At 64.4% G+C, this 21540-nt stretch carries 24 protein-coding genes and 1 tRNA gene; 11 read left to right on the plus strand and 14 right to left on the minus strand.

Translation table 11 applies throughout. From position 1 onward, the window contains the following. Window positions 1-8: 8 nt before the first annotated feature. The 6 genes from ACPT9U_RS15015 to ACPT9U_RS15040 form a co-directional block, all read right to left on the minus strand. Window positions 9-230, minus strand: a complete 222-nt coding sequence (locus ACPT9U_RS15015) for a YdcH family protein (protein ID WP_418363087.1) — start codon at window positions 228-230, stop codon at window positions 9-11. Window positions 231-348: 118 nt separating this feature from the next. Next, a complete protein-coding gene (locus ACPT9U_RS15020) occupies window positions 349-894 on the minus strand; it encodes a DUF1415 domain-containing protein (RefSeq protein WP_418363086.1) in 546 nt (181 codons plus the stop codon). Between the two features lie 10 nt (window positions 895-904). Continuing rightward, entirely contained in the window at window positions 905-1885 is a 981-nt protein-coding gene (miaA, locus tag ACPT9U_RS15025) for a tRNA (adenosine(37)-N6)-dimethylallyltransferase MiaA (protein WP_435751503.1), read from the minus strand. 169 nt (window positions 1886-2054) lie between these two features. After that, a complete protein-coding gene (locus tag ACPT9U_RS15030; protein WP_418363084.1) occupies window positions 2055-2624 on the minus strand; it encodes a FlgO family outer membrane protein in 570 nt (189 codons plus the stop codon). Beyond that, complete coding sequence (locus ACPT9U_RS15035; protein WP_418363083.1) at window positions 2621-3319, minus strand: hypothetical protein; 699 nt, start codon at window positions 3317-3319, stop codon at window positions 2621-2623. The genes ACPT9U_RS15030 and ACPT9U_RS15035 overlap by 4 nt, the downstream gene beginning before the upstream one ends. 274 nt (window positions 3320-3593) lie before the next feature. After that, window positions 3594-5330 carry a diguanylate cyclase domain-containing protein gene (locus tag ACPT9U_RS15040; RefSeq protein WP_418363082.1) on the minus strand — a complete coding sequence of 579 codons (1737 nt, stop codon included), beginning with the start codon at window positions 5328-5330 and terminating at the stop codon, window positions 3594-3596. Window positions 5331-5569: 239 nt separating this feature from the next. Between ACPT9U_RS15040 and ACPT9U_RS15045 the strand changes: the two genes are divergently transcribed. Next, window positions 5570-6148, plus strand: coding sequence for a YqaA family protein (locus ACPT9U_RS15045; RefSeq protein WP_418363081.1), 579 nt, complete (start codon window positions 5570-5572; stop codon window positions 6146-6148). Window positions 6149-6214: 66 nt separating this feature from the next. Here the strand turns inward: ACPT9U_RS15045 and mutL are convergent, their stop codons facing one another. Then, window positions 6215-8068 (minus strand): DNA mismatch repair endonuclease MutL, encoded by a 1854-nt coding sequence (mutL, locus tag ACPT9U_RS15050; RefSeq protein WP_418363080.1) that lies wholly within the window; start codon window positions 8066-8068, stop codon window positions 6215-6217. A gap of 109 nt (window positions 8069-8177) precedes the next feature. Between mutL and ACPT9U_RS15055 the strand changes: the two genes are divergently transcribed. The 5 genes from ACPT9U_RS15055 (at window position 8178) to ACPT9U_RS15075 (ending at window position 12273) form a co-directional block, all read left to right on the plus strand. Then, a complete protein-coding gene (locus tag ACPT9U_RS15055; protein ID WP_418363079.1) occupies window positions 8178-8918 on the plus strand; it encodes a hypothetical protein in 741 nt (246 codons plus the stop codon). 54 nt (window positions 8919-8972) lie between these two features. After that, entirely contained in the window at window positions 8973-9623 is a 651-nt protein-coding gene (purN, locus tag ACPT9U_RS15060; RefSeq protein ID WP_418363078.1) for a phosphoribosylglycinamide formyltransferase, read from the plus strand. Next, window positions 9620-10360, plus strand: a complete 741-nt coding sequence (locus ACPT9U_RS15065) for a DUF3108 domain-containing protein (RefSeq protein WP_418363077.1) — start codon at window positions 9620-9622, stop codon at window positions 10358-10360. The genes purN and ACPT9U_RS15065 overlap by 4 nt, the downstream gene beginning before the upstream one ends. Window position 10361: 1 nt before the next feature. Then, window positions 10362-11660 carry an RsmB/NOP family class I SAM-dependent RNA methyltransferase gene (locus ACPT9U_RS15070; protein WP_418363076.1) on the plus strand — a complete coding sequence of 433 codons (1299 nt, stop codon included), beginning with the start codon at window positions 10362-10364 and terminating at the stop codon, window positions 11658-11660. Between the two features lie 76 nt (window positions 11661-11736). Then, the gene (locus ACPT9U_RS15075) at window positions 11737-12273 is read left to right on the plus strand and encodes a phospholipase D family protein (protein ID WP_435751504.1); all 537 of its coding nucleotides are present in this window, start codon (window positions 11737-11739) and stop codon (window positions 12271-12273) included. 108 nt (window positions 12274-12381) lie between these two features. Here ACPT9U_RS15075 and queD read toward each other — a convergent pair whose 3' ends face one another. Next, a complete protein-coding gene (gene queD, locus ACPT9U_RS15080) occupies window positions 12382-12828 on the minus strand; it encodes a 6-carboxytetrahydropterin synthase QueD (RefSeq protein WP_418363074.1) in 447 nt (148 codons plus the stop codon). Between the two features lie 86 nt (window positions 12829-12914). On the opposite strand from queD, the gene ACPT9U_RS15085 reads away from it, so the two are divergent. Further along, complete coding sequence (locus ACPT9U_RS15085; RefSeq protein ID WP_435751505.1) at window positions 12915-13793, plus strand: radical SAM protein; 879 nt, start codon at window positions 12915-12917, stop codon at window positions 13791-13793. Between the two features lie 21 nt (window positions 13794-13814). Here the strand turns inward: ACPT9U_RS15085 and ACPT9U_RS15090 are convergent, their stop codons facing one another. Next, a complete protein-coding gene (locus tag ACPT9U_RS15090) occupies window positions 13815-14108 on the minus strand; it encodes a helix-turn-helix domain-containing protein (protein WP_418363072.1) in 294 nt (97 codons plus the stop codon). 500 nt (window positions 14109-14608) lie between these two features. Here ACPT9U_RS15090 and ACPT9U_RS15095 point away from each other — a divergent pair. The 3 genes from ACPT9U_RS15095 to arfB all read left to right on the plus strand — a co-directional run bounded on the left by ACPT9U_RS15095 (window position 14609) and on the right by arfB (window position 16319). After that, a tRNA-Ser gene (locus ACPT9U_RS15095) sits at window positions 14609-14702 on the plus strand. Window positions 14703-15271: 569 nt separating this feature from the next. Continuing rightward, window positions 15272-15883 (plus strand): 3'-5' exonuclease, encoded by a 612-nt coding sequence (locus tag ACPT9U_RS15100; protein ID WP_418363071.1) that lies wholly within the window; start codon window positions 15272-15274, stop codon window positions 15881-15883. Between the two features lie 31 nt (window positions 15884-15914). Next, window positions 15915-16319 (plus strand): alternative ribosome rescue aminoacyl-tRNA hydrolase ArfB, encoded by a 405-nt coding sequence (gene arfB / locus ACPT9U_RS15105; RefSeq protein WP_435751506.1) that lies wholly within the window; start codon window positions 15915-15917, stop codon window positions 16317-16319. A gap of 377 nt (window positions 16320-16696) precedes the next feature. On the opposite strand, the gene csx16 is transcribed toward arfB, so the two are convergent. The 5 genes from csx16 to ACPT9U_RS15130 all read right to left on the minus strand — a co-directional run bounded on the left by csx16 (window position 16697) and on the right by ACPT9U_RS15130 (window position 20432). After that, entirely contained in the window at window positions 16697-17224 is a 528-nt protein-coding gene (gene csx16, locus ACPT9U_RS15110; RefSeq protein WP_435751507.1) for a CRISPR-associated protein Csx16, read from the minus strand. Window positions 17225-17311: 87 nt separating this feature from the next. Further along, the gene (locus tag ACPT9U_RS15115) at window positions 17312-19324 is read right to left on the minus strand and encodes an AAA family ATPase (RefSeq protein WP_435751508.1); all 2013 of its coding nucleotides are present in this window, start codon (window positions 19322-19324) and stop codon (window positions 17312-17314) included. Beyond that, complete coding sequence (locus ACPT9U_RS15120) at window positions 19314-19694, minus strand: hypothetical protein (protein ID WP_435751509.1); 381 nt, start codon at window positions 19692-19694, stop codon at window positions 19314-19316. The genes ACPT9U_RS15115 and ACPT9U_RS15120 overlap by 11 nt, the downstream gene beginning before the upstream one ends. Window positions 19695-19758: 64 nt before the next feature. Continuing rightward, window positions 19759-20082, minus strand: a complete 324-nt coding sequence (locus ACPT9U_RS15125; protein ID WP_435751510.1) for a hypothetical protein — start codon at window positions 20080-20082, stop codon at window positions 19759-19761. Then, a complete protein-coding gene (locus tag ACPT9U_RS15130; protein ID WP_435751511.1) occupies window positions 20082-20432 on the minus strand; it encodes a hypothetical protein in 351 nt (116 codons plus the stop codon). The genes ACPT9U_RS15125 and ACPT9U_RS15130 overlap by 1 nt, the downstream gene beginning before the upstream one ends. A 379-nt stretch (window positions 20433-20811) precedes the next feature. Between ACPT9U_RS15130 and cmr1 the strand changes: the two genes are divergently transcribed. Further along, the gene (gene cmr1 / locus ACPT9U_RS15135) at window positions 20812-21444 is read left to right on the plus strand and encodes a type III-B CRISPR module RAMP protein Cmr1 (RefSeq protein WP_435751512.1); all 633 of its coding nucleotides are present in this window, start codon (window positions 20812-20814) and stop codon (window positions 21442-21444) included. The last annotated feature ends 96 nt before the right edge of the window (window positions 21445-21540 follow it).

The following is a 21540-nucleotide window of genomic DNA, read 5'->3' on the forward strand; positions in this document are numbered from 1 at the left end:
GTTGGCGATCAGCTTTCGGCGGCGACCCTCTTCAGGTACGCGTAGATCTGATCCTTGATCAGCAGCTTTTCCTTCTTCATGACTTCGAGCTCCACGTCGCTGGCCGGCACGATGTGGGTTTCGATATTGTGCACCTTCTCATCCAGCTCATTGTGCTTCTCGAAGAGCTGGGTGAAGTGGCGGTCGTGATGCTTGAGACGGGTGATCAGGTCGCGGTATTCGGGGAACATGGAAGGCTCCTGCGTTCAGGGTTGCAAAAAGCATGAAATGGCTGAACCTGCGCTTGAACCCAGTCTACTCCCGCTTTGGGTGCGCGGCCAGCGCGGCCGCCCCCGTTTCGAGCGCTGCTCAGCCGAACAGATACGGGAACAGCCGGGCGCGCTCCTCTGGGCTGAGCGTTTTCATGCGCTCGACATTGCGCTCGGGGATGCCCTCGATGTCGGGATAATGCTCGATCGCCTTCTCCAGGCTTTCCTCGCGGATGATGTGCAGCAAGGGCCAGGGCGACCGGTTGGTGAGGTTGCCGGGGTCGTCCGCCTCGGTATCCGCGAACTGGTACTGAGGATGGAAGCTCGCCACCTGCAGCTCGCCCTCCCAGCCGAACTGCTCCATCCACAGGTCGACCGCGTCGAGGAAGTCGTTGTACTCGGCGAAGTCCCCGAGCATGTCCGGGATGGCGAGCAGGGTGGTCTCGAGTGCCTCCACCGGAGTGTCGGCGAGGTGCTCGAGTTCGGCCTGGAGGTCGTCCAGCAGGACCTCGGCGTTTCGTGCGTGGCTGACCGCGATGCGCACGCGCTTCTCGCGCCGCGGCCGGGCGGCGAAGGGGCAGAGGTCCAGGCCGATGACGACTTGGTCGAGCCACTGCTCGATGTCGGCGATGATCTGTTCGTCCATGGGGGTTCCTTCAGGTGGTGGGGGCCGGGGGGGGCAGGTGCCGCAGCGCGGCGTTCAGTACGGCCTGGGGAAGGTCGGGGCGCAGACAGTCCAGCTCTTCGAGCTCTGGCCAGGTTTCGCGGAACTGGCGTTGCCAGGTGAGTTGTCGCTTGGCGAGCTGGCGCGTGGCGGCGATGCCCTTGAAGCGCAGTTCGTCGTAGCCGATTTTACCGTCGAGGTATTCCCATGCCTGACGATAGCCTACGCAGCGCATCGAGGGCAGGGCAGGGTCGAGCCGGTAGCGGGCACGCAGCTGGCGCACCTCGTCGATGAAGCCCGCGTGCAGCATGGCGTCGAAGCGGTCGGCGATGCGCGCATGCAGCACGCTGCGGTCGGTGGGGGCGAGCGCGATCGGCAGCAGGCGACAGGGCAGGGCGTCGTCCTCTTTTCGGGCATAGCTCTCCGCAAGCGGACGACCAGTGAGGCGGACGATCTCGAGTGCGCGCTGGATGCGCTGCGCGTCGCCCGGCTCCAGCCGTTCAGCGGCTGCGGGGTCGAGGCGGGCAAGCTCGGCATGCAGGGCCGGCCAGCCGCGCTCGGCGGCCTCCTGGTCGATTACGTGGCGCAAGGCGGGGTCGGCGGCGGGCAGGTCGGAGAGGCCGTCGTGCAGGGCCTTGAAGTAGAGCATCGTGCCGCCTGCCAGCAGGGGGATGCGGCCGCGGGCGGAGATTTCGCCCATCAGCCGTATTGCGTCGGCGCGAAAACGCGCCGCGGAATAGCACGCTTCGGGCGTCACTACGTCGATCAGGTGGTGCGGGCACTCCGCGCGCTCGGCCGCGCTCGGCTTGGCGGTGCCGATGTCCATGTCGCGATAGACCAGCGCGGAGTCCACGCTGATGATCTCCACCGGCAATGCGCGTGCAAGCGTGAGTGCGCAGGCCGTCTTGCCGCTGGCGGTCGGGCCGAGCAGCAACAGGGCGGGGGGCAGGTGAGCGGCGTCCCGTTTGGCCACGGGGCGGGCGTCGGAGATGAGATCGGTGTGCGCGGAAGGAGCAGGCTGGGACACGGTGCGGCGAAGAGTGGGCGTGGGCGGGATTATCCCCCAAAGCGCCGGGCGTGCCGTAAATGAAAGGGGCGGGCCCATTCGGGCGCGCCCCCTTGCGCTGCGGTCCTGCAGGGGATCAGCGGTTGGCTTTGAGCATTGAGCGCGTCATGCCGTCGAGCGGCAGCGCGTAGTCGTGCACGGCGAGCGCGACGTTGGTCTCGGGCTGGATTACCTTGAGGTTCACGAACACCATCTCGCTGCTTTGTGCATAGGTGCCAACAATAACAGCCTGGGCGTTGTGCGAGCTCGCGATGTCGCGGATCTCGCGGGTGAGCATCAGTTCGCCCTGGTCGCGGGCCATATAAACGTTATTGCGGAACTTCATCTCGATCATACGGTAGCCAGCATGCGTGAAGCGTGCCGAAACCTGTTCCGATATTACCCGGCCCAGCGTCGACGAGCGGTCGAGTGCGTCAATGTTTACCACTGTGGCGACGATCAGCGGCTGGTCCTTAGCAAGTTGTCCCTGCAGGCTGCCAAGCAGCTTGCTTGCAGCAGCGTAATTGGCAGGAATGAGCGGATTGGCCGCGGCCTGTTCCCAGGTCAGGTCCTGGCGCGCATTGACCGCGTTGGTGGCGCAGCCAGTGGCAGACAGGGCAACGGCGCCCGCGAGCGCGGCAAGGAGGGGTTTGCGCATCAGCATCATTCTCCTCCCACGACCTGGAAGGTCTTCATGATGGGCTTCGGTCTTTCGTCGCGCGACAGGTAGAGGCTTTGGTCTGCGTCGGCAACGTAATAGACGCTGGTGTTGCGCGCGATGTGACGATTCGCGTCGCTGACCGTTGTATTGACGATGATTTCCATGGACGGTGTAGTGCCGTCCGCGAACTCGGATTGGAACCACGCATGGGCATCCGCACCGCCCAGTGCGAGCAGCGCGGCCTTTGCCGGGCCGTTGGACGCGTACTCGACAATGTCGTAGAGCACCCACAGACCTGCGCCCAGCGTCGTTGCAGTGCCAGCATGACGGTACTGGGGCCGGTCCGCAGAGAAGGGCACGGCCTGGGTTTCTACGCCAACGCGAAGCGCACCCTCGGGAGAGCGCATCAGGGCATGTCCGCCGTCGATCAGGGCAGTGATGAGCTGGCTCGTGAAGGCACGCTCGAAGGGGGATGCGTCAGCGTGCTGGTTGACGAAAAGTGGGGTGTTCTCGGGGAGGCGGGCGGAGAGCTTTGCGGCCACGTCCTTGGCAATTGCGTTCCAGTGCGCCGCTGCCTGCAGCTTGTGCTGTTTGCTTGTTTCAAAGTTGGTCGCCAGTGGCGCAGGAGCGAAGGGCGTGGCGCATGCGGTCGCCAGCAGGGCTGTGGCTGCAACCGCAGCGGCGGTGAGGCATTTCTTCATTGAATGGGATCTCCGCAATCGAATTGCCTTTGTCATTTCCCTTCATGACGCAGGCGTGGCTTGTTATTGAAACTGCTTGTTACGCGCTACCCGGAAGCTAACAGAACGCACGCCAGGCTTCAATTTCAGCGTGCTGAAGAATGCGAAATAGTTCCGGGGTCCGAGCTGCACAAAAAACAGGCGCTGCAGAGGAACGCTTACACGACAGGGAGTTGGATGACTTGTCCACAGCTTATCCCGGTCGCTGTTCACGCTGGCTGGGGACAAGCCGGCGTCAGTCGCTGGCCTCCTGGCGTCGTCCCTGCTTGTTGGCGTACATCGCGTGGTCGGCGTGGCGCAGCAGGCCTTCAGCGCTGTCGCCGTCGTCGGGGTAGAGCGCGCAGCCGGTTGCGCCCCCGGCCAGGATGCTTGGCAGCGCGTCGACATGAAGGGGCTGGCTGAGTACCGTGTCGATGTGCGCACGGACGCTTTCGAGCGTTTCGCGATCAGGCACCCGGTCGACGAGGATGACGAACTCGTCGCCCGCATAGCGCGCGACCAGGTCCTCGCTTCGCACCGCCTGCTTTAAGCGGGCGGCGATCTCCTTCAGGACGCGGTCGCCCACCTCGTGTCCGTGCGAGTCGTTGATTTCCTTGAACCGGTTCAGGTCGATGAACAACACGCCGAGGTGGGGGTGGCGGCGGTCGTCGCGGATGTCCGTGATGCGACGCTGCAAGCCCTGGACCAGCGCCTCGCGGTTGGCGAGGCCGGTAAGGCGGTCGGTGCGCAGGCGTTCCTGCATGCGCTCGAAGTTGCGTGCTAGTTCGCCGATCTCGTCGCTGCGATCGATGTTCACCGGGCTGTTCAGGTCCCCATCGCCCACCCGCCCGGCAATCGCGGACAGCAGTCGCAGGTCGCGCGATACCCAGCCCAGGATCGATAGCCCGATGGCGATGGCGACGGCCACAGCAAGCGCAGCGAGGGCGACGGTGCGGCGTACGTTCTCGAAGACGCCGCCAAGGTAGTCGCTGGCCGGCATCGCAACCACGGTGATCCAGTCCAGCCCTGCGTTGTCCTGGACCCGATCGAACGCCGCGTAGATGAGGCTGCCGGAGTGGTCGGTGAACTCGAACACGCGCGGTAGCCGTTCGTCGGTGCGGTTTTCGATGCGTTCGCGTACCGTCTGATAGCTCGCCTTGACGAGCGGATGTGTGCTCTCGCTCGCAGCGATGCGTCCGTGCGTGCCGTCGGGCAGGGTGATCACGTTTTCGCTGGCGGAGGATGCGATCAGATTGCCATCGGGTTCGATGATGAAGGCGACGCCGTTGGGGGAGACTGTCAGCCGTGACACGAAGTCGTTGAGCGCCTTGAGCGACACGTCCGTCGCGACCACGCCTGCAAAGACGCCTCCCGGGGTCGGGACGCTACGGGCACGGGTCGCGACCAGTTGCAGCGTGCCGAAGTCGATGTAGACGGAAGTCCAAGTGTCGGAGGAAGAGTCGCGTCCGTCGGTGTACCACGGACGGGTGCGTGGGTCGAAGAGGTTCTTTTCGCGGCGTATGAATTCGAGCGGGCCGTCGATCCCGCTGAAGCGATAGATCGCACGGTGTTCGTCCGCCTTGAGCTTCATGCGCAACTCGACGTCTTCCCCGTTGTGCCGATACAGGCCGATCCCTTGGCCCATCTCGTTGCCGTAGTAGACGTAGTTGTTCGGGTCGGTGTGGATGGCGGTGGCGATCCACAAGCGTGCGCGCAGTTCGTGGAAATCCTCCTGGATCTCTGCGGGTGCAGGCAAGCCCTGCGGGAACGCCGTCTCGAGGACTGCACCGGAACCGACGATGTGGCGGTCGACTGCCTGTGCGATGCGCCCCACGACCTCGAGCAGCAACTGTTCCGATACGGTGGAGACGGCGCGTCGGCCCGTGTCGTAGGAGAGCAGGCCGATGGCCAGCGCCAGCCCGAGTACGAGAACGACGTACGGGACGATGAGCACGACGCGAAGCGACGTGCGGCGAATGCGGCGTTGTTCCATCGTGAGTCGCAGAGAATATGGCGGAGGGATTGTCATCGGTTGCTGCGGATGCTGCAACCACGGATTGTCGTGAAACGTCGTTGAACTGCGGCGACGGGTGCTCTTTCCGTGCGTGCGGACCTCGTCTGCCGTGGAGTCGAGCACAGAGTATGTCCGCGCACGGGGGCGGGTGCTTGCGGTTATCATTCGGCACCTTCGCATCCGGGCCGAGGCCGGTGCGCATCCTTCGGGGCCGTGTTTTGAAGATCTTCTCTCCGCTGTATGAACGGGCGATGTCGTGGTCGCGCCATCGTCGTGCGCCTTGGTTTCTCGGTGTCCTGAGCTTTGCCGAGTCCTCCTTCTTTCCGATCCCGCCGGACGTGATGCTCGCGCCGATGAGCCTGGCGGAACCGCGGCGGGCCTGGTGGTTCGCCTTACTCACCACGGTGACGTCGGTGCTGGGGGGGCTGTTCGGCTACCTGATCGGCCATTACGCTTTCGATCTGGTTGAGCCGTGGCTGAGGACGAGCCACTACTGGAGCGCCTACGAGCAGGCGGTTGCGTGGTTCGAGCACTGGGGCTTCTGGGCGATCTTCGTGGCGGGCTTTTCGCCGATTCCCTACAAGGTGTTCACGATCGCGGGCGGCGTGGCGGGCATGGCCTTGCTGCCGTTCACGCTCGCATCCATGGTGGGTCGGGGCGCCCGCTTCTTTCTGGTCGCCGGCCTGATGGCCTGGGGCGGTGCGCGCATGGAAGCGGCGCTGCGCACGTATGTCGACCGTCTGGGCTGGGCGACGGTTGTGCTCGTGGTGGCGGGGGTGCTGGTCTATCGCGCCTGAGCGCGGCGCAAGCGGCGCTCCGCGATCGGGGTGGTGCCTGCCTTGGTCCCTGCCTCGCTGTCTGCCTTATTGTCCGCGCATGAAAAAGCGGTCCAGCTCCGCCATGCTGAACTGCGTCCAGGTGGGACGGCCGTGGTTGCATTGGTCGGCGCGCTCGGTCGCTTCCATGTCGCGCAGCAGGGCGTTCATCTCGGGGAGGCTGAGCTGGCGGTTCGCGCGCACCGCGCCGTGGCAGGCCATGGTGGCGAGCAACTCATTGCGCCGTGCGGTGACGACCTCGGTGGCGGGAAAGTCGCGTAACTCCTGCAGCAACTCGCGCACGAGTTCGGCGACTGGCGCGCGTGCGAGCAGCGCAGGAACGCTGCGTACCGCCAACTCCTGCGGTCCGGCTGCGCCGATGTCGAAGCCCATGCCGGCCAGCACTTCGCTGCACTCTTCGGCCGCGGCCATGTCTTTTGCGCTGACGGAGAACACTGCTGGAATCAGCAGGCGTTGTACCGCAGGCCGGCCATCCAGCACGGTCTTGAGCTGCTCGTACAGGATGCGTTCGTGCGCGGCGTGCATATCCACGAGAACCAGCCCGGACGCGTTCTGCGCCAGGATGTAGACCCCATGCAGCTGGCCCAGCGCGAAGCCCAGCGGCGGTGCAGCACCGGGGGCACCGGCCGGCGCGGTGGTGTCGCTCGTGGAAGTGGTGGAGACGGAGCCTGCCGGAGGCGGGCTCGACCGCGCCAAGGCATCCGGGCGCGCGCCCAGCGCGAAGTCGAGGTAGCTGCGGCTGGCAGGCTCCATGGCGAGACTGCCCTGATGGGCGCGGGCGGGCGGCCAGGCCGCTTGCATGCCCGCCCGCGGGGCGGAAATCGGGTGCGCTGCTACACCCGTCGGAGACTGCCCGCTCAGGTCGGAACCGGCTTCGTCCGTGAGGCCCTGGGGCCGCCCCGCGCCGCTCTCTGCGAGTGCGCGTTTGAGTGCGTGGTAGACGAACTGGTGCACCGCGCGTGCTTCGCGGAAGCGTACCTCGATCTTCGCTGGATGCACGTTCACATCCACCCCGGCGGGATCCATGGAGAGGAACAGGACGTAGGCAGGGTGGCGGCTGCCGTGCAGGATGTCGGCATAGGCCTCGCGCACCGCATGGGTGAGCAACTTGTCGCGAACGAAGCGGCCATTGACAAAGAAGTACTGCGCGTCGCGGCTCGCGCGCGAGTAGGCGGGCAGCGACACGAAACCGCTGACCCGCAGGGGGCCGGCGTCGGCGTCGAGTGCACGCGCGTTGCGAATGAAGTCGTCGCCCATCAGTGCCGCGAGGCGTGTGGCGGCCGGTGCCGGCGGCAGGCGATGGATCACGCGTCCGTTGTGCGTCAGTTGCAGGCCGAGGTCCGGGCGGGCGAGTGCGATGCGGCGGAACATCTCGTCGCAGTGGGCGAACTCGGTGCCTTCGGTCTTGAGGAACTTGCGCCGTGCCGGCGTGTTGTAATACAGGTCGGCGACATCGACCACGGTCCCCTGGTCGAGTGCGGCCGGCTCCGGCTCGCTGCGGCCGGCGTCGATGCGCCAGGCATGGGTTGCGCCTTGCGCCCGGCTGGTGATGCTGGTGCGTGCGACCGCGGCGATGGCGGCGAGTGCTTCGCCGCGGAAGCCCATGGTGCCGACGCGCTCGAGATCGTCCAGGCTGGAGATCTTGCTGGTAGCGTGGCGCTCGAGCGCGAGCGCCAGTTCATCGTGGGGGATGCCGCAGCCGTCGTCCGCCACACGGATGCGGCGCACGCCGCCCTGTTCGAGCTGAACTTCCAGGGTTCGCGCACCCGCATCGACTGCGTTCTCGAGCACTTCCTTGAGCACCGAGGCGGGACGTTCGACCACTTCGCCGGCGGCGATCTGGTTGACGAGCAGGTCGGGAAGGCGATGGATATGGGGCATGAGCGCGTCCGGCACGATCGGCCCGGCATTATACGGGGCCCCGGCTGCGGTCTGATCAGCTGGTCCGGGTTATGATCGCGGCAAGAGGTTGTGGCGCAGGGGGATGGAGATGAGCGAGGCCGCAGTTTTGGGGGCGGAGGGCGGTTGCGGCCGGTGGCTTGCGCTGTCGCTCGTCGGCATCTTGCTGATGGCCTGCTCCTCACCGGGCACCGCGCCTACGCTGATGCGAAGCGCCGGCTTCGATCTGCGCCAGCTTGCCAAGACGGACATCAATCGCGTTGCGGAAACCCATCAGGTGCACGTGCTGGCCAGCGTGCGCCGGCTCACCGAGAAGCTTTACCGGCGCAATCCGGGCGAATGGCGCAAGAGCGACACCGGCAGCATGGAGGCGGCGGTGGTCCGCATCTTCGAGCAGAAGCATCGCTGGCGCTTTGCGTCCATCGGCTACCGGCGCGACATCGATGCCATGCACGTCGCGCTGCACCCGGATTATCGCGGCGATCGCGTGCAGGCGCTGGCTGTGGGGCTTGCCAGCATGGTGCAGGCTGCGCTCGGCGACCGGGAAAGTTTCTACATGCTGGATGATCTGGAGCCCCAGCACATCTACAATGCGGCCCGCAACGTCGAGATCGTGGCCTGGAAGCTGGCCAATGCCCGGGATGCCCAGGGGCACCTGCTGCTGCTCTCGAACGAGATGGGCGAGCTGTCGAACCTGAGCTTCGAGCGCGAGTTCGGCCGCATCATCGGCCTGCTCGATGCGCTCGCCGATGTCGTCGAGGAAGAAACCGACCGCACGGTCACGCGCGTGGTGCAGAACCTCGCGACGGCGGTATTCCTGCCTGTTTACTGAACGCTCGGGCAAAGCGAGCGTCTTGCCCTTATATCCTTCCCTTTCCAATTCGCAATGAAGTCCATCGTCATTCTGATCTCTGGCCGCGGCAGCAACATGGAAGCGATCGTGCGTGCCGGCATCCCGGGCGCACAGATTTCCGCGGTCATCAGCAACCGTCCCGGCGCGGGCGGGTTGGCGTTCGCCCAGGCACATGGAATTGCCGCCGAAGTGGTCGACCACACCGCCTTTGCCGACCGCGCCGCCTTCGATGCTGCGCTCGCCGCATGCATCGATGCGCATGCGCCCGACCTCGTGGTACTGGCCGGTTTCATGCGCGTGCTGACCGACGGCTTCGTGCGCCGCTACGAAGGGCGTCTGCTCAACATCCACCCCTCGCTGCTACCTTCCTTCCCGGGCCTGCACACACACCGGCGCGCGCTGGAAACCGGGGTGCGGGTGCATGGCGCGACGGTGCACTTCGTCACCGCCGAGCTCGATGATGGACCTATCGTGATCCAGGCCGCAGTTCCGGTGCTGGACGGGGATGACGAAGCCGCGTTGTCCGCACGTGTGCTGGCCCAGGAGCATCGCATCTATCCCCAGGCAGTCCGTTGGTTCGTCGAGGACCGGCTCGCGGTGCGGGGGAACCGGGTCGAGGTCCGCGGGCTGCCGGAAAGTGCGGATGTGGCGCTCCTCGTGCCGGCGCCGGAGGGGGCGGCATGATCGTGCGGATCCTGCGCGTGTTTTCCACAGTGTTTGCATTGCTGTTCGTGGTGCCCGCAGTGGCCGTGAGCGCAGCACCGCCAGCGGGCAGGATCTTGTTCGACGTGCATTACGGGTCGCAGGGTTTCAAGGTCGGAGAGGCTCGCCATGTATGGAAGTACGATGGTGTCCGGTACGAGCTTTCACTCACGCTGGAGGCGAAGGGGCTCGCCGGGCTGTTCGGGCTTGAGTATGCGCAGCGCAGCACCGGAACGCGTGATGGCAATGGGCTCAAGCCAGAGCTCTTCAGCGTGGAACAGCGTGGGCGCAAGCCCGAGAGTGCGCTCTTCGACTGGTCGCAGGGGCGGGTCAGCGTCCGCCGCGACGGGCAGGAGCGAAAGAGCGGCACCATACGCGCTGGCGACCAGGATGTGCTGAGCCTGTGGCACCAGGCGCGCCGCGTTGCCGAGCGTGGTGAAGCCGTCCATCTGACCGTGGTGACAAACAAGAGCATCAAGCAGGCTAAGCTTGAGCCAGCCGGCACCGAGCGCCTGAAGCTTGCGATGGGCGAGGTCGACACCGTGCGCGTCCATGCCTGGGCGGAGCAAGGCGAACTGGACATCAACATCTGGCTGTCCCCGCGGCACGGCATGCTGCCGGTCCGCATCCGCATCGAGGACGAGAAGGGCGGTGTCCTGGACCAGCGCGCCGTGCGCGTCGAACTTGGTGTGGCAGCGCAGAAACCGGAAAAGAACTGAAATGAGCAAGACGATCAAGACCAAGGCAGCCGAGGGGGCGGTATCCCGCCCCCTGTTCATTCATGCCGCACAGGCGCTGGGGGCGGTGCTCGGCTTCGAGCATCCGGCCGATGCGGTGCTATCGCGCCATTTTCGCGAGAACCGCGAGTTGGGGCACCGCGACCGGGGCTTTATCGCCGAGGCGGTGTATGGCGTGTTGCGCCGGCTGCGTTGGCTGCGCCGTCTTGCCGGCGAGGAGGCCACCCCGCGCATGCTGCTGCTGGCGTGGTTTGCGCGGGGTGAGGGCTGGCCGCTGCGCAATTTCGAAGGCTTGGTCAGTCCCACCGAGCGGGATTGGGTCGCTGCAGTGAAGGCGGCCGAGGTGGGTGCGCTTTCGCTGGCCGAACGTGCGGATCTGCCGGACTGGCTGGCCGATCGTCTTGCCGTGCAGATGGGGGAGGAAGAACTGGTTGCGCTGGCCCATGGCCTGAACCGGGCCGCTCCGCTCGATCTGCGCGTGAACCTGCTGAAAGCCGATCGGGATCAGGTGCTGGCGCGGCTGCAGTCGGAGGGGGTTGCCGCAGCGCCCGGCAGGCTGTCGCCGCAAGCGATCCGGTTGGCGGGCAAGCCGGCCTTGCAGAAGCACCCGCTGTTTCTCGAGGGGGGCTTCGAGGTACAGGACGAGGGTAGCCAGTTGCTGGGTTTGCTGGTGCAGCCTCGCCGTGGCGAGTTGGTGGTGGATTTCTGCGCCGGAGCGGGGGGCAAGACGCTGCAACTGGGCGCAATGATGCGCTCCACAGGCAGGCTGTATGCGCTGGACGTTTCGGAAAAGCGCCTTGCGAAGCTCAAGCCCCGCATGGCGCGCGCAGGCCTGTCGAACGTGCATCCGGTGCTGATTGCGCACGAGGCCGACGCGAAGGTGAAGCGGCTTGCGGGCAAGGCCGACCGCGTGCTGGTCGATGCGCCCTGTACCGGCCTGGGCACGCTACGCCGCAACCCCGACCTGAAGTGGCGGCAGTCGCCCGCCGCGGTCGCGGAGATGACGTCCAAGCAGGCATCGATCCTCGCAGCGGCTGCGCGCCTCGTGCGTCCCGGCGGCCGGCTCGTCTATGCGACCTGCAGCCTGCTCGCCGAAGAGAACGACGCCATCGCCGATGCCTTCCTCACCGCGCATCCCGGCTTCCGTGCCCTTTCGGCGCAGGAGATCCTCGCCCGTCAGGGTGTGGAGATCGAAACCGGCGAACGCCTGCGTCTGCTGCCCCACGTTCATGACACCGATGGCTTTTTCGCTGCAGTGTTCGAGCGCAGTGAGGGCGCCTGATTCGCCGCGGACGAGCAGGAGAACGCGGGTGACGGCAGCTGGTCGGGGCCGGTCTTCGGTCCGCCTCGTCGCCTGCGTGCTGCTCGCGATCGGCCTGCAGGCCTCGCATGCGAGCCAGCGTTTTGCGGCCGAAGGTGAGATCGAGCTGGCGTTCTCACCGCGCGACGATGCAGAAAAGGTGCTCATCGGGCTTGTCCAGGATGCGCGCAAGAGTCTGCTTGTGCATGCTTACGCCTTCACAAGCCGCAGCATCGCTGACGCGATGGTGGCTGCGCATCACCGTGGAGTGAAGGTCGAAGTCCTGGCCGATGCGCAGATGAACCGGCGGGAAAAGGGCAATGCCATTGGCCGTCTGCTCGCGGCCGGGGTGCCCGTCGCCTTCGAGACTGCATACAGCGCGGCGCACAACAAGGTGTTGATTGTGGATGCCGAAGGGCCGGGTTGTGCGGTGCTCACCGGTTCGTACAATTTCACGTGGTCGGCGCGCAATCGTAATGCCGAGAACATTCTGATCGTGCGCGAACATTGCCCGCTTGCGCGCGCTTATCGTGACAACTGGCGGCGCCACAGGGCCGATGCGACACCGATTCGTGCGCTGCCCTGGAAGCCCTGAACCGAGGGCGCGCAGGCCTGGCGTTAAAGCCCTGATGTGACCGTCGGCGTGCATGTGCAGCCTGGCTGCGAGGCGTTGGCGTTACCCCGTGACCTCAGTTACCCGGCTTCAGCATTCGCGCTCGGCGTCGGCCCAGCAGTTGGGCGTTTCGTACAGGCGCACGCGCTCGAGGCGCAGATCGTTTCCGTAGACGTCGTGATAGGCAGGTTCCAGAATGCGGAAGGCTTCGGCTGCGAGGTTCTCGGCCGTCGGGACCACATCCAGAACGATGGTCTTGTGCCCGGGCATGCTTGCGAGGAACTCGATCACTATGCTGTCGCCACGGTAGGCGAGGAAGGCATGATCCCAGCGCGAGACGACGAGTTCGTTGGCAATACGTTTGACGTCGGCGAAATCCATCACCATGCCGTTGACCGGTGCCCCATCGGCCTTGATGATGCTGCCCGAAAGGGTCACCTCCAGCGCATAGCGGTGGCCGTGAAGGTGCCGGCACTGGCTGGCATGATCGGGAATGCGGTGTCCGGCGTCGAATTCGAGGCGGCGGGTGATGCGCATGGCTTGGCTCTCCGGAAGGGGCGCAGATTATAACGCGCCGCCTGCCCACTGGCGTCGCGTGGTTTCCGCAAGTGTCTGACAAAACGATGAATTCTGCACATTCCATTCCGCCTGGAACGCTCGATACACTCAAGGTCAGCCAGCACGACCGGGACCTTGCCGGGCTGACCTACGTTTATCCCGTGCTCTCGCGTCGTGCTGGAGGGGTGTCGGTTGGCATCAACCTCAACCCCAACAACGCCTGCAACTGGCACTGTGCCTATTGCCAGGTGCCGGACTTGGTGCGCGGCAAGGCGCCCGACATCGATCTTTTACTCCTCGAGCACGAACTCTCCGGATTCCTGGCAGACCTGATCCATGGGGACTGGATGGAGCGCTTCGTGCCCGAAGGCTCGCGCGTCATTCGAGACATCGCCTTTTCGGGCAATGGCGAACCGACGAGTGCGGAGGTCTTTGCCGAGGCGGTGGACCGGGTGCTTCGCGTTCGCGATGCGTTCGGGCTTGCTGCCGATGCGGTGCCGGTGCGGCTGATCACCAACGGCAGTCTGCTGGCGCAGGCGCGGGTTCAGGACGGCGTGCGCAGGCTGGGCGCCGGTGGCGGGGAGGTGTGGTTCAAGGTCGACGCGGGTACGACTGCCGGAATCGAACGCATCAACGGGGTGCGCCTTGAACCTGCAGCCGTGGCACGGAATCTGGCACGGTGCGCGGAACTTTGCCCGACCTGGGTGCAGACCTGCGTGTTCCGCTGGGACGGTGCAGCGCCTGAGGAGGCCGAGCTGGATGCGTATCTGGATGTGCTCGCTCAGGCCGGGATCGCACGCCTGAAAGGGGTGCTGCTGTACGGCGTGGCACGCCCGTCCCGGCAACCGGAGGCCGTGCATGTCTCCCGCCTCAGCGAGGCAGAGATCGAGCAGATCGCTGACCGTATACGACAGAAGGGGCTGACCGTTCGTGTCAGCCCCTGATGCGATCCCGCGTGCCGGCGCTCAGCGCTCCTTGCGTTTTGCGCGCGCTTCCTTCTTCAACGACTTGTACAACTCCGGATTGCTGGCCTTGAGGTACTCGGCCACTTCCATGTCGTCGCGCTTGACCTTCTCGATGTCGACCTGCTCGACATGAACGAGGCGAAGCAAAGCCTGAACGGGACGGGGAATGTTGCGCCCGCTCTCGTAGCGGGAACCGCCGCTTTGCGTCACGCCGATCTTTGACCAGAACTGCGACTGGTTCAATCCAAGTTTGCGGCGAATTTCACGAACATCAAGTTTCTCTGTTGCTTTCATTACGGGGCCCTCGAAAAATTCTCCGACCCGGGTCGGAGCTACGCGCTTCTGCGCGGAATAGATCTGAATCTATGACCAAAGTCATAGAGTGCATGCAGTATAGGTCAGCAATCTTTCAAAATGCATTTTCGAATTTCGCGTTTATGTGGAATTTGAAATAGCATATCCAATTCGCCTTACGCAGATTCTCATCCGTCCTGGAAGCTCGTGGTTTGGATAAACTCGCGCGGTGGTTGGTAAGTGCTTTGATAGGACATTGGCACGGTTGGTTCAGTCTGGTGCTCTGAAGCGCAGCCTGGTGTTCTGTGGCCCCATCCGGAGGCGTTCTGGTTCTTCGAGTCGGGCGATGCCAAAACGGCGGGTGGCGGCTTGGGCGTGCGGTTTCCGGTGGGGATGGTCTGCTTGCGGTAGGGAGTGATGGTCGTAGCCGCGGCCGGAGCAAACGCTCGATCAGTGTTTGACCGGCAGAACTGAACTCGCTATGATCGCGCCTTCCTGATGGAGACGTGGCCGAGAGGTCGAAGGCACTCCCCTGCTAAGGGAGCATGCGGGCTAAAACTCGCATCGAGGGTTCGAATCCCTCCGTCTCCGCCAGACCAAACGCTGAAACCCGCACTGCCACTGGCTTTGCGGGTTTTTCGTTTTCTGGCGAGTCTCCGCTTGAGTTGCCACTCGGCGGCTGCTAACCCCGGGGTTGCGTAGGGCCACATGCTGATGTTCTCCTCGTGTGACCCGGCTCAACGCCAGCCGAGCCAACTTGGGCGGATCGGCAGGGGCTCGCTCGACTTGTGGCGAGCGGGCGTGCCGGTATGTGCAAGAGGAAAGGGCTTGGGAACAAACTTGCCGAGCGTCTCGCGCTGGCTGGGGGTCAGGCGCTGGGCGCCCGTGAGGTGCTGCAAAAAGCAAAAGACCCGTTAGCCATGCAGGCTCAGCGGGTCTTGGATGGCTGCGATAGCTGCATTTAGTACGCGCCCGCAAGCTGAACTTCAAATCGGCGCGATGGACGGGTTGAATCGGAGATGCGTTTGGGTTGTCAAGGCGCAGGCCACAGGCGCAGCAAGCAATGCGGGGTCGTCGGGTGCTGGCCACCCTGCCTATAATCCAGCCCGGTCGCCAAGGTGCGCATGCCTCCATGCGCCACGTACGATAGGACAGTGCGGAGTATGGAAGCGGTCGCAGTCATTGATTTCGAGACTACGGGGCTGTCTCCCGCGCAGGGTGATCGCGCCACGGAGATCGCAGCGGTCATCGTGGAGGACGGTCGTGTGGTCGACCGCTACCAGAGCCTGATGAACGCGGGTGTGCGGATTCCTGCCTACATCGAGGCGCTGACCGGGATCACGAACGCCATGGTCCGCAGCGCACCTTCGGCGGGCGAGGTGATGCGTGAGGTGTTCGATTTCGTCGGCGGCATGCCGATCGTCGCCCACAACGCTTCGTTCGACGCCAAGTTCTGGGACGCTGAGCTGGCACGGATCCAGCGCAGCAGGAAGCAGGACTTCGTATGCTCGCTGCTGCTGTCCCGGCGTCTGCTGCCGCTCGCGCCCAGTCACAAGCTCGGCGCGTTGGTCGAGTACGCCAGCCTGCCGGTCGCCGGGCGCTACCACCGCGCGCTGGCCGATGCCGAGATGGCCGCGAGCCTGCTGCTGCGGCTCGAGGATGAGCTGCGGCGCCGGCATCAGGTGCCCAGGGTGTCGGTCGCACTGCTGCGGCAGATCCAGCGCGCGTCGAAGGCGCAGCTGCCGAGATGCCTGGCCGCTGCCCGGGGATGCTGATGCCTGTGCGACGGGGCGCCGGGGCTGAGAGATGACGATCCGCTTCACCCTCCCGCCCGACGAAATCGAGATCACCGCGATCCGTGCGCAGGGTGCGGGCGGCCAGAACGTCAACAAGGTGTCGAACGCCGTGCATCTGCGCTTCGACATCGCGGCATCGAGCCTGCCCGAGGACATCCGCACGCGACTGCTCGCCCTGCACGACCATCGGATCAGCAAGGAGGGCGTGGTGATCATCAAGGCGCAGAAGTTTCGCAGCCTGGAGAAGAACCGCACCGAGGCGCTGCGCCGGCTGGAAGAGTTGATCGAAGGTGTGGCTGCGCCCCCGAAGGCGCGTCGTGCGACCCGGCCAACGCGTGCGTCGGTCGCCCGCAGACTGGAGGGGAAAGCGCGGCGGGCGTCGATCAAGGCCACGCGCGGAAGGGTGAGTGACTGATCGGCTTGTCCCGTCGAGGCTCAGTCCTTGTGGCAGCGAACTGGCGTAGCCGCACGGGCAACTGTTCATCCAGCATTCCAAGAGTCCTGTTGTTCTTACAGGACATCCATCAACCCACCGGAGCGCTTTTCCCGGCTGGGAAGGGTTCTCCGGATTCACAGGAGAGTCGTGATGGGTATCTTGCTTGATATCTCGATCTGGCGCCGTGCGCGCCCTATTGATCGAGAGGCGGTGATCACCGCTCCAGACGGCCGCCAGACGCATGTCTCGTCGCTCGACGGGGAGGGGGATCCTCCGAGAGCGGATCGGTGGGTTCGGGTGGCTTCTTGAGTCCGTTCAAAGCAATCTTCGCGCAAGGGGCTTTTAGATTTGCGTGCTCAGACTGCGGACACGCTGATCGAGTCGATCACCTCGAGCCGTGCGCCGCACTCGCGCATTCGAGCAGGCGTGAGTTCCCGGCCGCGGTCCAGTGCGCTCGGTTCGACCGAGAGATTGACGCAGCGAACTCCGCGGGCATGCAGGACTGCGGCGAGCGATAGTGGCAGCACGCCGGCCACCACATCGCCGCGGGCAGGTTCATGTGCGTGCAGGTGCGCCACGATCCGGTGCGGACGTAGGCCCTGAGTGTGCAGCCAGGCCAAGGCACCCGGATGGCGCGTGACCGCCCAGATGATGCTGGCGCCGTCGCGCGCTGCGTCTGGATTCGCAAAGGCTTCGCAGAAGCGCTCACGTAGGGCCATGCGGGCGCCGTGCCTCAGCGCGGGAAGATGCTCGGATATCGGTTCTAGCAACCACTCGACAAAAGGCTCGATGGTGCATTCGGGTTCCGGCTGATCCCCGCGCCCGATTGCAAGCAGCTCGCGTTCTACCGCGCTTAGCTCGAGTCGATCGCCCGCGAGTCTCATGATGCCTTCCTCCGTTGAAGTGGAGTAGAAGTATGGTCCTCTTGGGCTGAGCGCCTGGGGGATGGCAAGCTTGTCGCGTGTTGGGGTTCAGCGTCCCAGCACCGCTTGGCGCGCGTCGGCAAGATGTGCGAGGGAAACCTCGCAGGTGCCGGGCTCGCGTTCGACAATCCAGCGCTCCACCATCACGTCGACTGCATGTTGCAGCACCGCCTGCACGTTCGCCAGAGGCTCGTCGGCGACGAGGGTCGCGATCGCCTGAGGGCTTGCGTCCCGGGCGAAAGGCGCCTTGCTGTTACCGATCCAGCGTGTCACGAACGCTTTGACCGTGTCCATGTCTGGACGCTCGAATGCGACCTTGACCGTAAACCGGCCGCCACGCATCGCTGCGGGGTCGAGATGCTCCGGGTGGTTGGTCGCTGCGATCCAGACGACGTCGCAACACTGGCCGCCTGCGCCATCCATTGAGCTGAGCAGGCGATTGGTGGCGCTCGTCGCCAAGCTGCCGAACTGGCGGTCGGCCAGCAGGTCGTCCGCTTCGTCGATGAACACGATCGCGGGCCGCAGGTCGCGCGCCTGCTTGCTCAGTACGTCGATACGCTCGGGGGCGTGCAGCAACTCGCTACCCGTCGCCGCCAGGAAGGCCCAGCCAGCGTGGCGTGCCAGTGCGCGCGCAGCGATGGTCTTGCCTGTCCCCGGCTCGCCGTGGAATAGCACGCCACTTGGCAGTCGTGCCCCGAATGCCTCTAGTTGCTCGACCTTGCGCATGCGCTCTGCAAGGCCGACGAGCGTGCGATGAAGTGCTTCCGGCAGCGTAAGTCCGTCCAGATCCGGGGTGTCGGCGGGCAGGTGGCCGGCGCGTCCCTGAACCCGGCGGAGCGCGGCCTGCAGGTGGGCATACGTGAGTCTGACCGCACCTTCGAGGCGCGCGCTGCGTCCTGCGTCTTCTGCCACAGCGCGAATGCGCGCAACGGAAAAGCCATCCCAGCGAGCCGCGGCGGTTTCAATCGCCTGATCCTCGAAGGGCATGCACAATGCGTCGAGTTGACTACGCAGAAGCCCGGCGCGAGCAAGTCCATCCGGCGGCGTGATTTCGACCCGGTAGTCGAAGCGGCCCTCACGGATTGCGGCAGGATCGAGTCGGTCGATATGGTTGGTGGCGGCCACCAGCACGATGCGGCTGTCTCGCACGCGGACGATTTCGGTGAGGAGCGCGTTCGTCGTGCGTGCGCTCTCTTCGCTTGTGCCCGCCTCGTGTGCACGGTCCCGGATCAGGCTGTCGACTTCATCCAGAAACAGGACGCAAGGCGCCTGTGCATGTGCGGCACGAAACGCTTGCATGACCTGTTCGGTCGTCTGGTTGATCCAGCGGGAAGCGACGTCGCCGAACGTGGCCGTGATCATCGGAAGGCCAAGCTCGCCCGCAAGCGCTTCGGCAAATACGGTCTTGCCGTTGCCGGGCTCACCGAACAGCAGAACCCCGTTACGGGCCGCTGGCGTACCTGCGCGGGTCGCCAAGATTTCGTTTCCGGCGGTTAGGAGGCGCTCCTTGACCGCAATCATGCCGATCATGTCGCGGAAAGTCCGTTGTACGCGACGAGCCGGAAAGCGCCTCGCAGCCCGAGCGTGCAGGTCGTTGTCGCCGAGCTCAAGGTCTTGCATCTGAGCCAGCGCTTTCTGGTTGCCGACCGTAGCCGCTGGACTATGCGCGACAGTCGAGCCCTCGTGGCTGCACATCCATTCCGCTGCATACATTGCAAGGAGAGCGACGCCGAGCATCACGAAGTCCGGAAACAGGCGAAACGCCGTCCCAGCAAGGGTAAGCACGATCGCTACGGGCACGGCAGTCATCACGGCGGCAACCTGCCAGGGGTCGCGGCCCAGCGCGACCAAGGCGGTTGCCGTGCTCATGGCGAACACCAGCAGCACCTGGATCACGGTTGCATAGAGGAAGTAGCTGTCCTGCGAAGGGAAGACACCATCGGCAGGAAACAACCGGGACGCCAGCATTGGCAACGCGAGCAGCCCCGAAACGACCATGCTCACACCCAGGATGAAGATGGCGATTTTGGCCGGGAAGGAGAGCTGGTGATTACCGTGCATGGCGAAACTCCGGTGTGATGAGCGGTTTGTAGGTACGACGCAAAAAGCCGGGGGCTTGCTCCGCGCGTTCCTTCAAGAGTGCGAGCATGTCTTTGCGCATGGTGGCGATGGCGCGCGGCTGCGCATCGCGACGGATATTGATCACGAGGTGGCGCTCCGGTTGGCCCGTGCTTGCGCTCAGCACCAGAAAGCCTTCCACGCTGTGGCACGCGTCGAGCCCGCGACAAAGCGTGGAGACCTCGGACCGAATGCCGGACTGAAAAATGTAGGGCTGCAGAACCCAGCGATTTCCCAGGTTCAGCAGGGCGGCGCCAACGAGCAAGTGGCAAAGGCCTCGAACGATTTGCGTTGATTTGGTCTGTTGGGTCATGACGAACGTGTTTTCCTGAGTGTTTTTGTGTCCGGCCTTGCATCTTCCTCTGGAGATGCGTGGTTCAATGCTGCGTTCTGAAGGCGAGGACCTCCGAGCGCGCGAGGTCCATCTCGATGCTCCTCCCGCGCTGGCTGATCTGCAGGTACAGCGTGTCGGAGTTGCGCCCAGCGCGGTAACGAGCTTCGATTGAACACACCCCGTCTGGCTCCGTGGAAATGGCCGTGAGGCCAAGATGGCGCACCGTGTCGCAGCCGCCCGGCTTGAGGATAAGGGTCGCATCATGCATGCGGGAAGAGAGCCAGAATAGATAGCCGAACAATCCGCAGAGCAGCAGGGAAGCCGCTGTGAGCGTGGTGATCAGCAGTTTTGCGGGGGTCAGCTTCATCAGTCGAAATCCGTGCGGTTGTCATTGTTGGTGTGGCCCACTCCTTCGTCTGTGTCGTATTTCGACAGCAGGCTGATGCCGCGTTTAGGCGGACGCTGGTGTGCCTGATAGGCTCCCTTCGGTGCGCGCTCGGGCACTTCGCGGACCCGAAGCCATTCGCCAAGGCATGCGAGGATGCAGTGCTGGCAAAACTGCCCCTCGACGATGTTCCCGTCACCGAATACGCTTTCGTAGCCGGCGTGATAGTCAATGCACAGATGCTCCTGGTATTCGTAGCTGTTCACTGGCATCGAGCGACCGCAGCGGTCACAGGTGCATCCTTCGTGGCGGTGGTTTTCGATCTGATACATGAGTCAATCCTCGCGAAATCTGGCCGTGCTCGGTTCTTGTTGATCAGGGGGCTAGTGTGCGTCCGTGGTCGCGCTGCGCACGCTTGTCGCAAGCTTGTCGGCGACCGTAAGGGTGGCGTCTAGCGAGAGAATGGATTGCACCGGTGCCCAGCATCAATCCACTCGTGCTCACCCGAGATGGGCAGCCCCACCTGCGGGCGTCTCGCACTTCGGGGGGCGTGGCGCGGGATGAACTTTGCGACTCTGGACGCCAGCGGGCTGATTAGCCCGGCGCAGTCTGCGTGCAGCCGAAGCACATCAAATAAACTTCTTTGACATGTCAGAATGATCGCGATTGCAGCGGATCGATCGAGATGAAATGACAGGAGGAAGGCCGAAGATGATGGAATTTACGCGACCACAAACCCTCACCGCAAAGTACCGGATCACTACGCCGATGTTTCTCGGTGGCGAAGGCCAGCAGGTTGACAAGAAGCAGTTTCGTAATGCCTCGTTCAAGGGAGCGCTGCGTTTTTGGTGGCGGGCGCTGAATTGGGGCCGTCTGCTGAAGGCTGCAGGTGGTGAGCCTACGCAGGCCCTCGAGGCCTTGCATGACGAAGAAGGTCGCTTGTTCGGTTTGGCAAGCGATGGCAAGGATTCACGGCAGAGCTTGGTGCAAATTTCCAGCGAACTCGCGAGTGAGGAGAGCGCAGAGAAGGTTCAACTTTCCCAGGTCGGCTATCTGCTTGGACAAGGGCTTTATCACTTCAGAGACGGCGTGCTGCGTGGCTACATCGCTGCAGGAAAGGTCTTGGTGAACGTGCAACTCAAGCCACAGGCCAGCGTGCAGGACTTCCATTCGGTGCGGCAGGCTCTGATCGCGCTAGGTGTGTTCGGAGCGCTGGGCAGTCGCGCACGCAAGGGGCTGGGTTCGCTGTCGATCGAGTCGATCAGTGCCCCCGGTGCAGCCGAAGCACGCTTCACGACGCGCGAGGCCATCCGTGATTTCATCGGCAGCATTGACTTCAGTTGAGGTGCCCTACGTTTTCCGCCTTCCAAGCGGTCGTCCTCATGCTGCCATTTCTTGCTGATCCTGTCGTTCGATCCAGTTCTGCAAGAACGTGGTCGG

Origin of the sequence: Thauera sp. AutoDN2, from assembly GCF_051280715.1 — a bacterium.
GTDB lineage: Bacteria > Pseudomonadota > Gammaproteobacteria > Burkholderiales > Rhodocyclaceae > Thauera.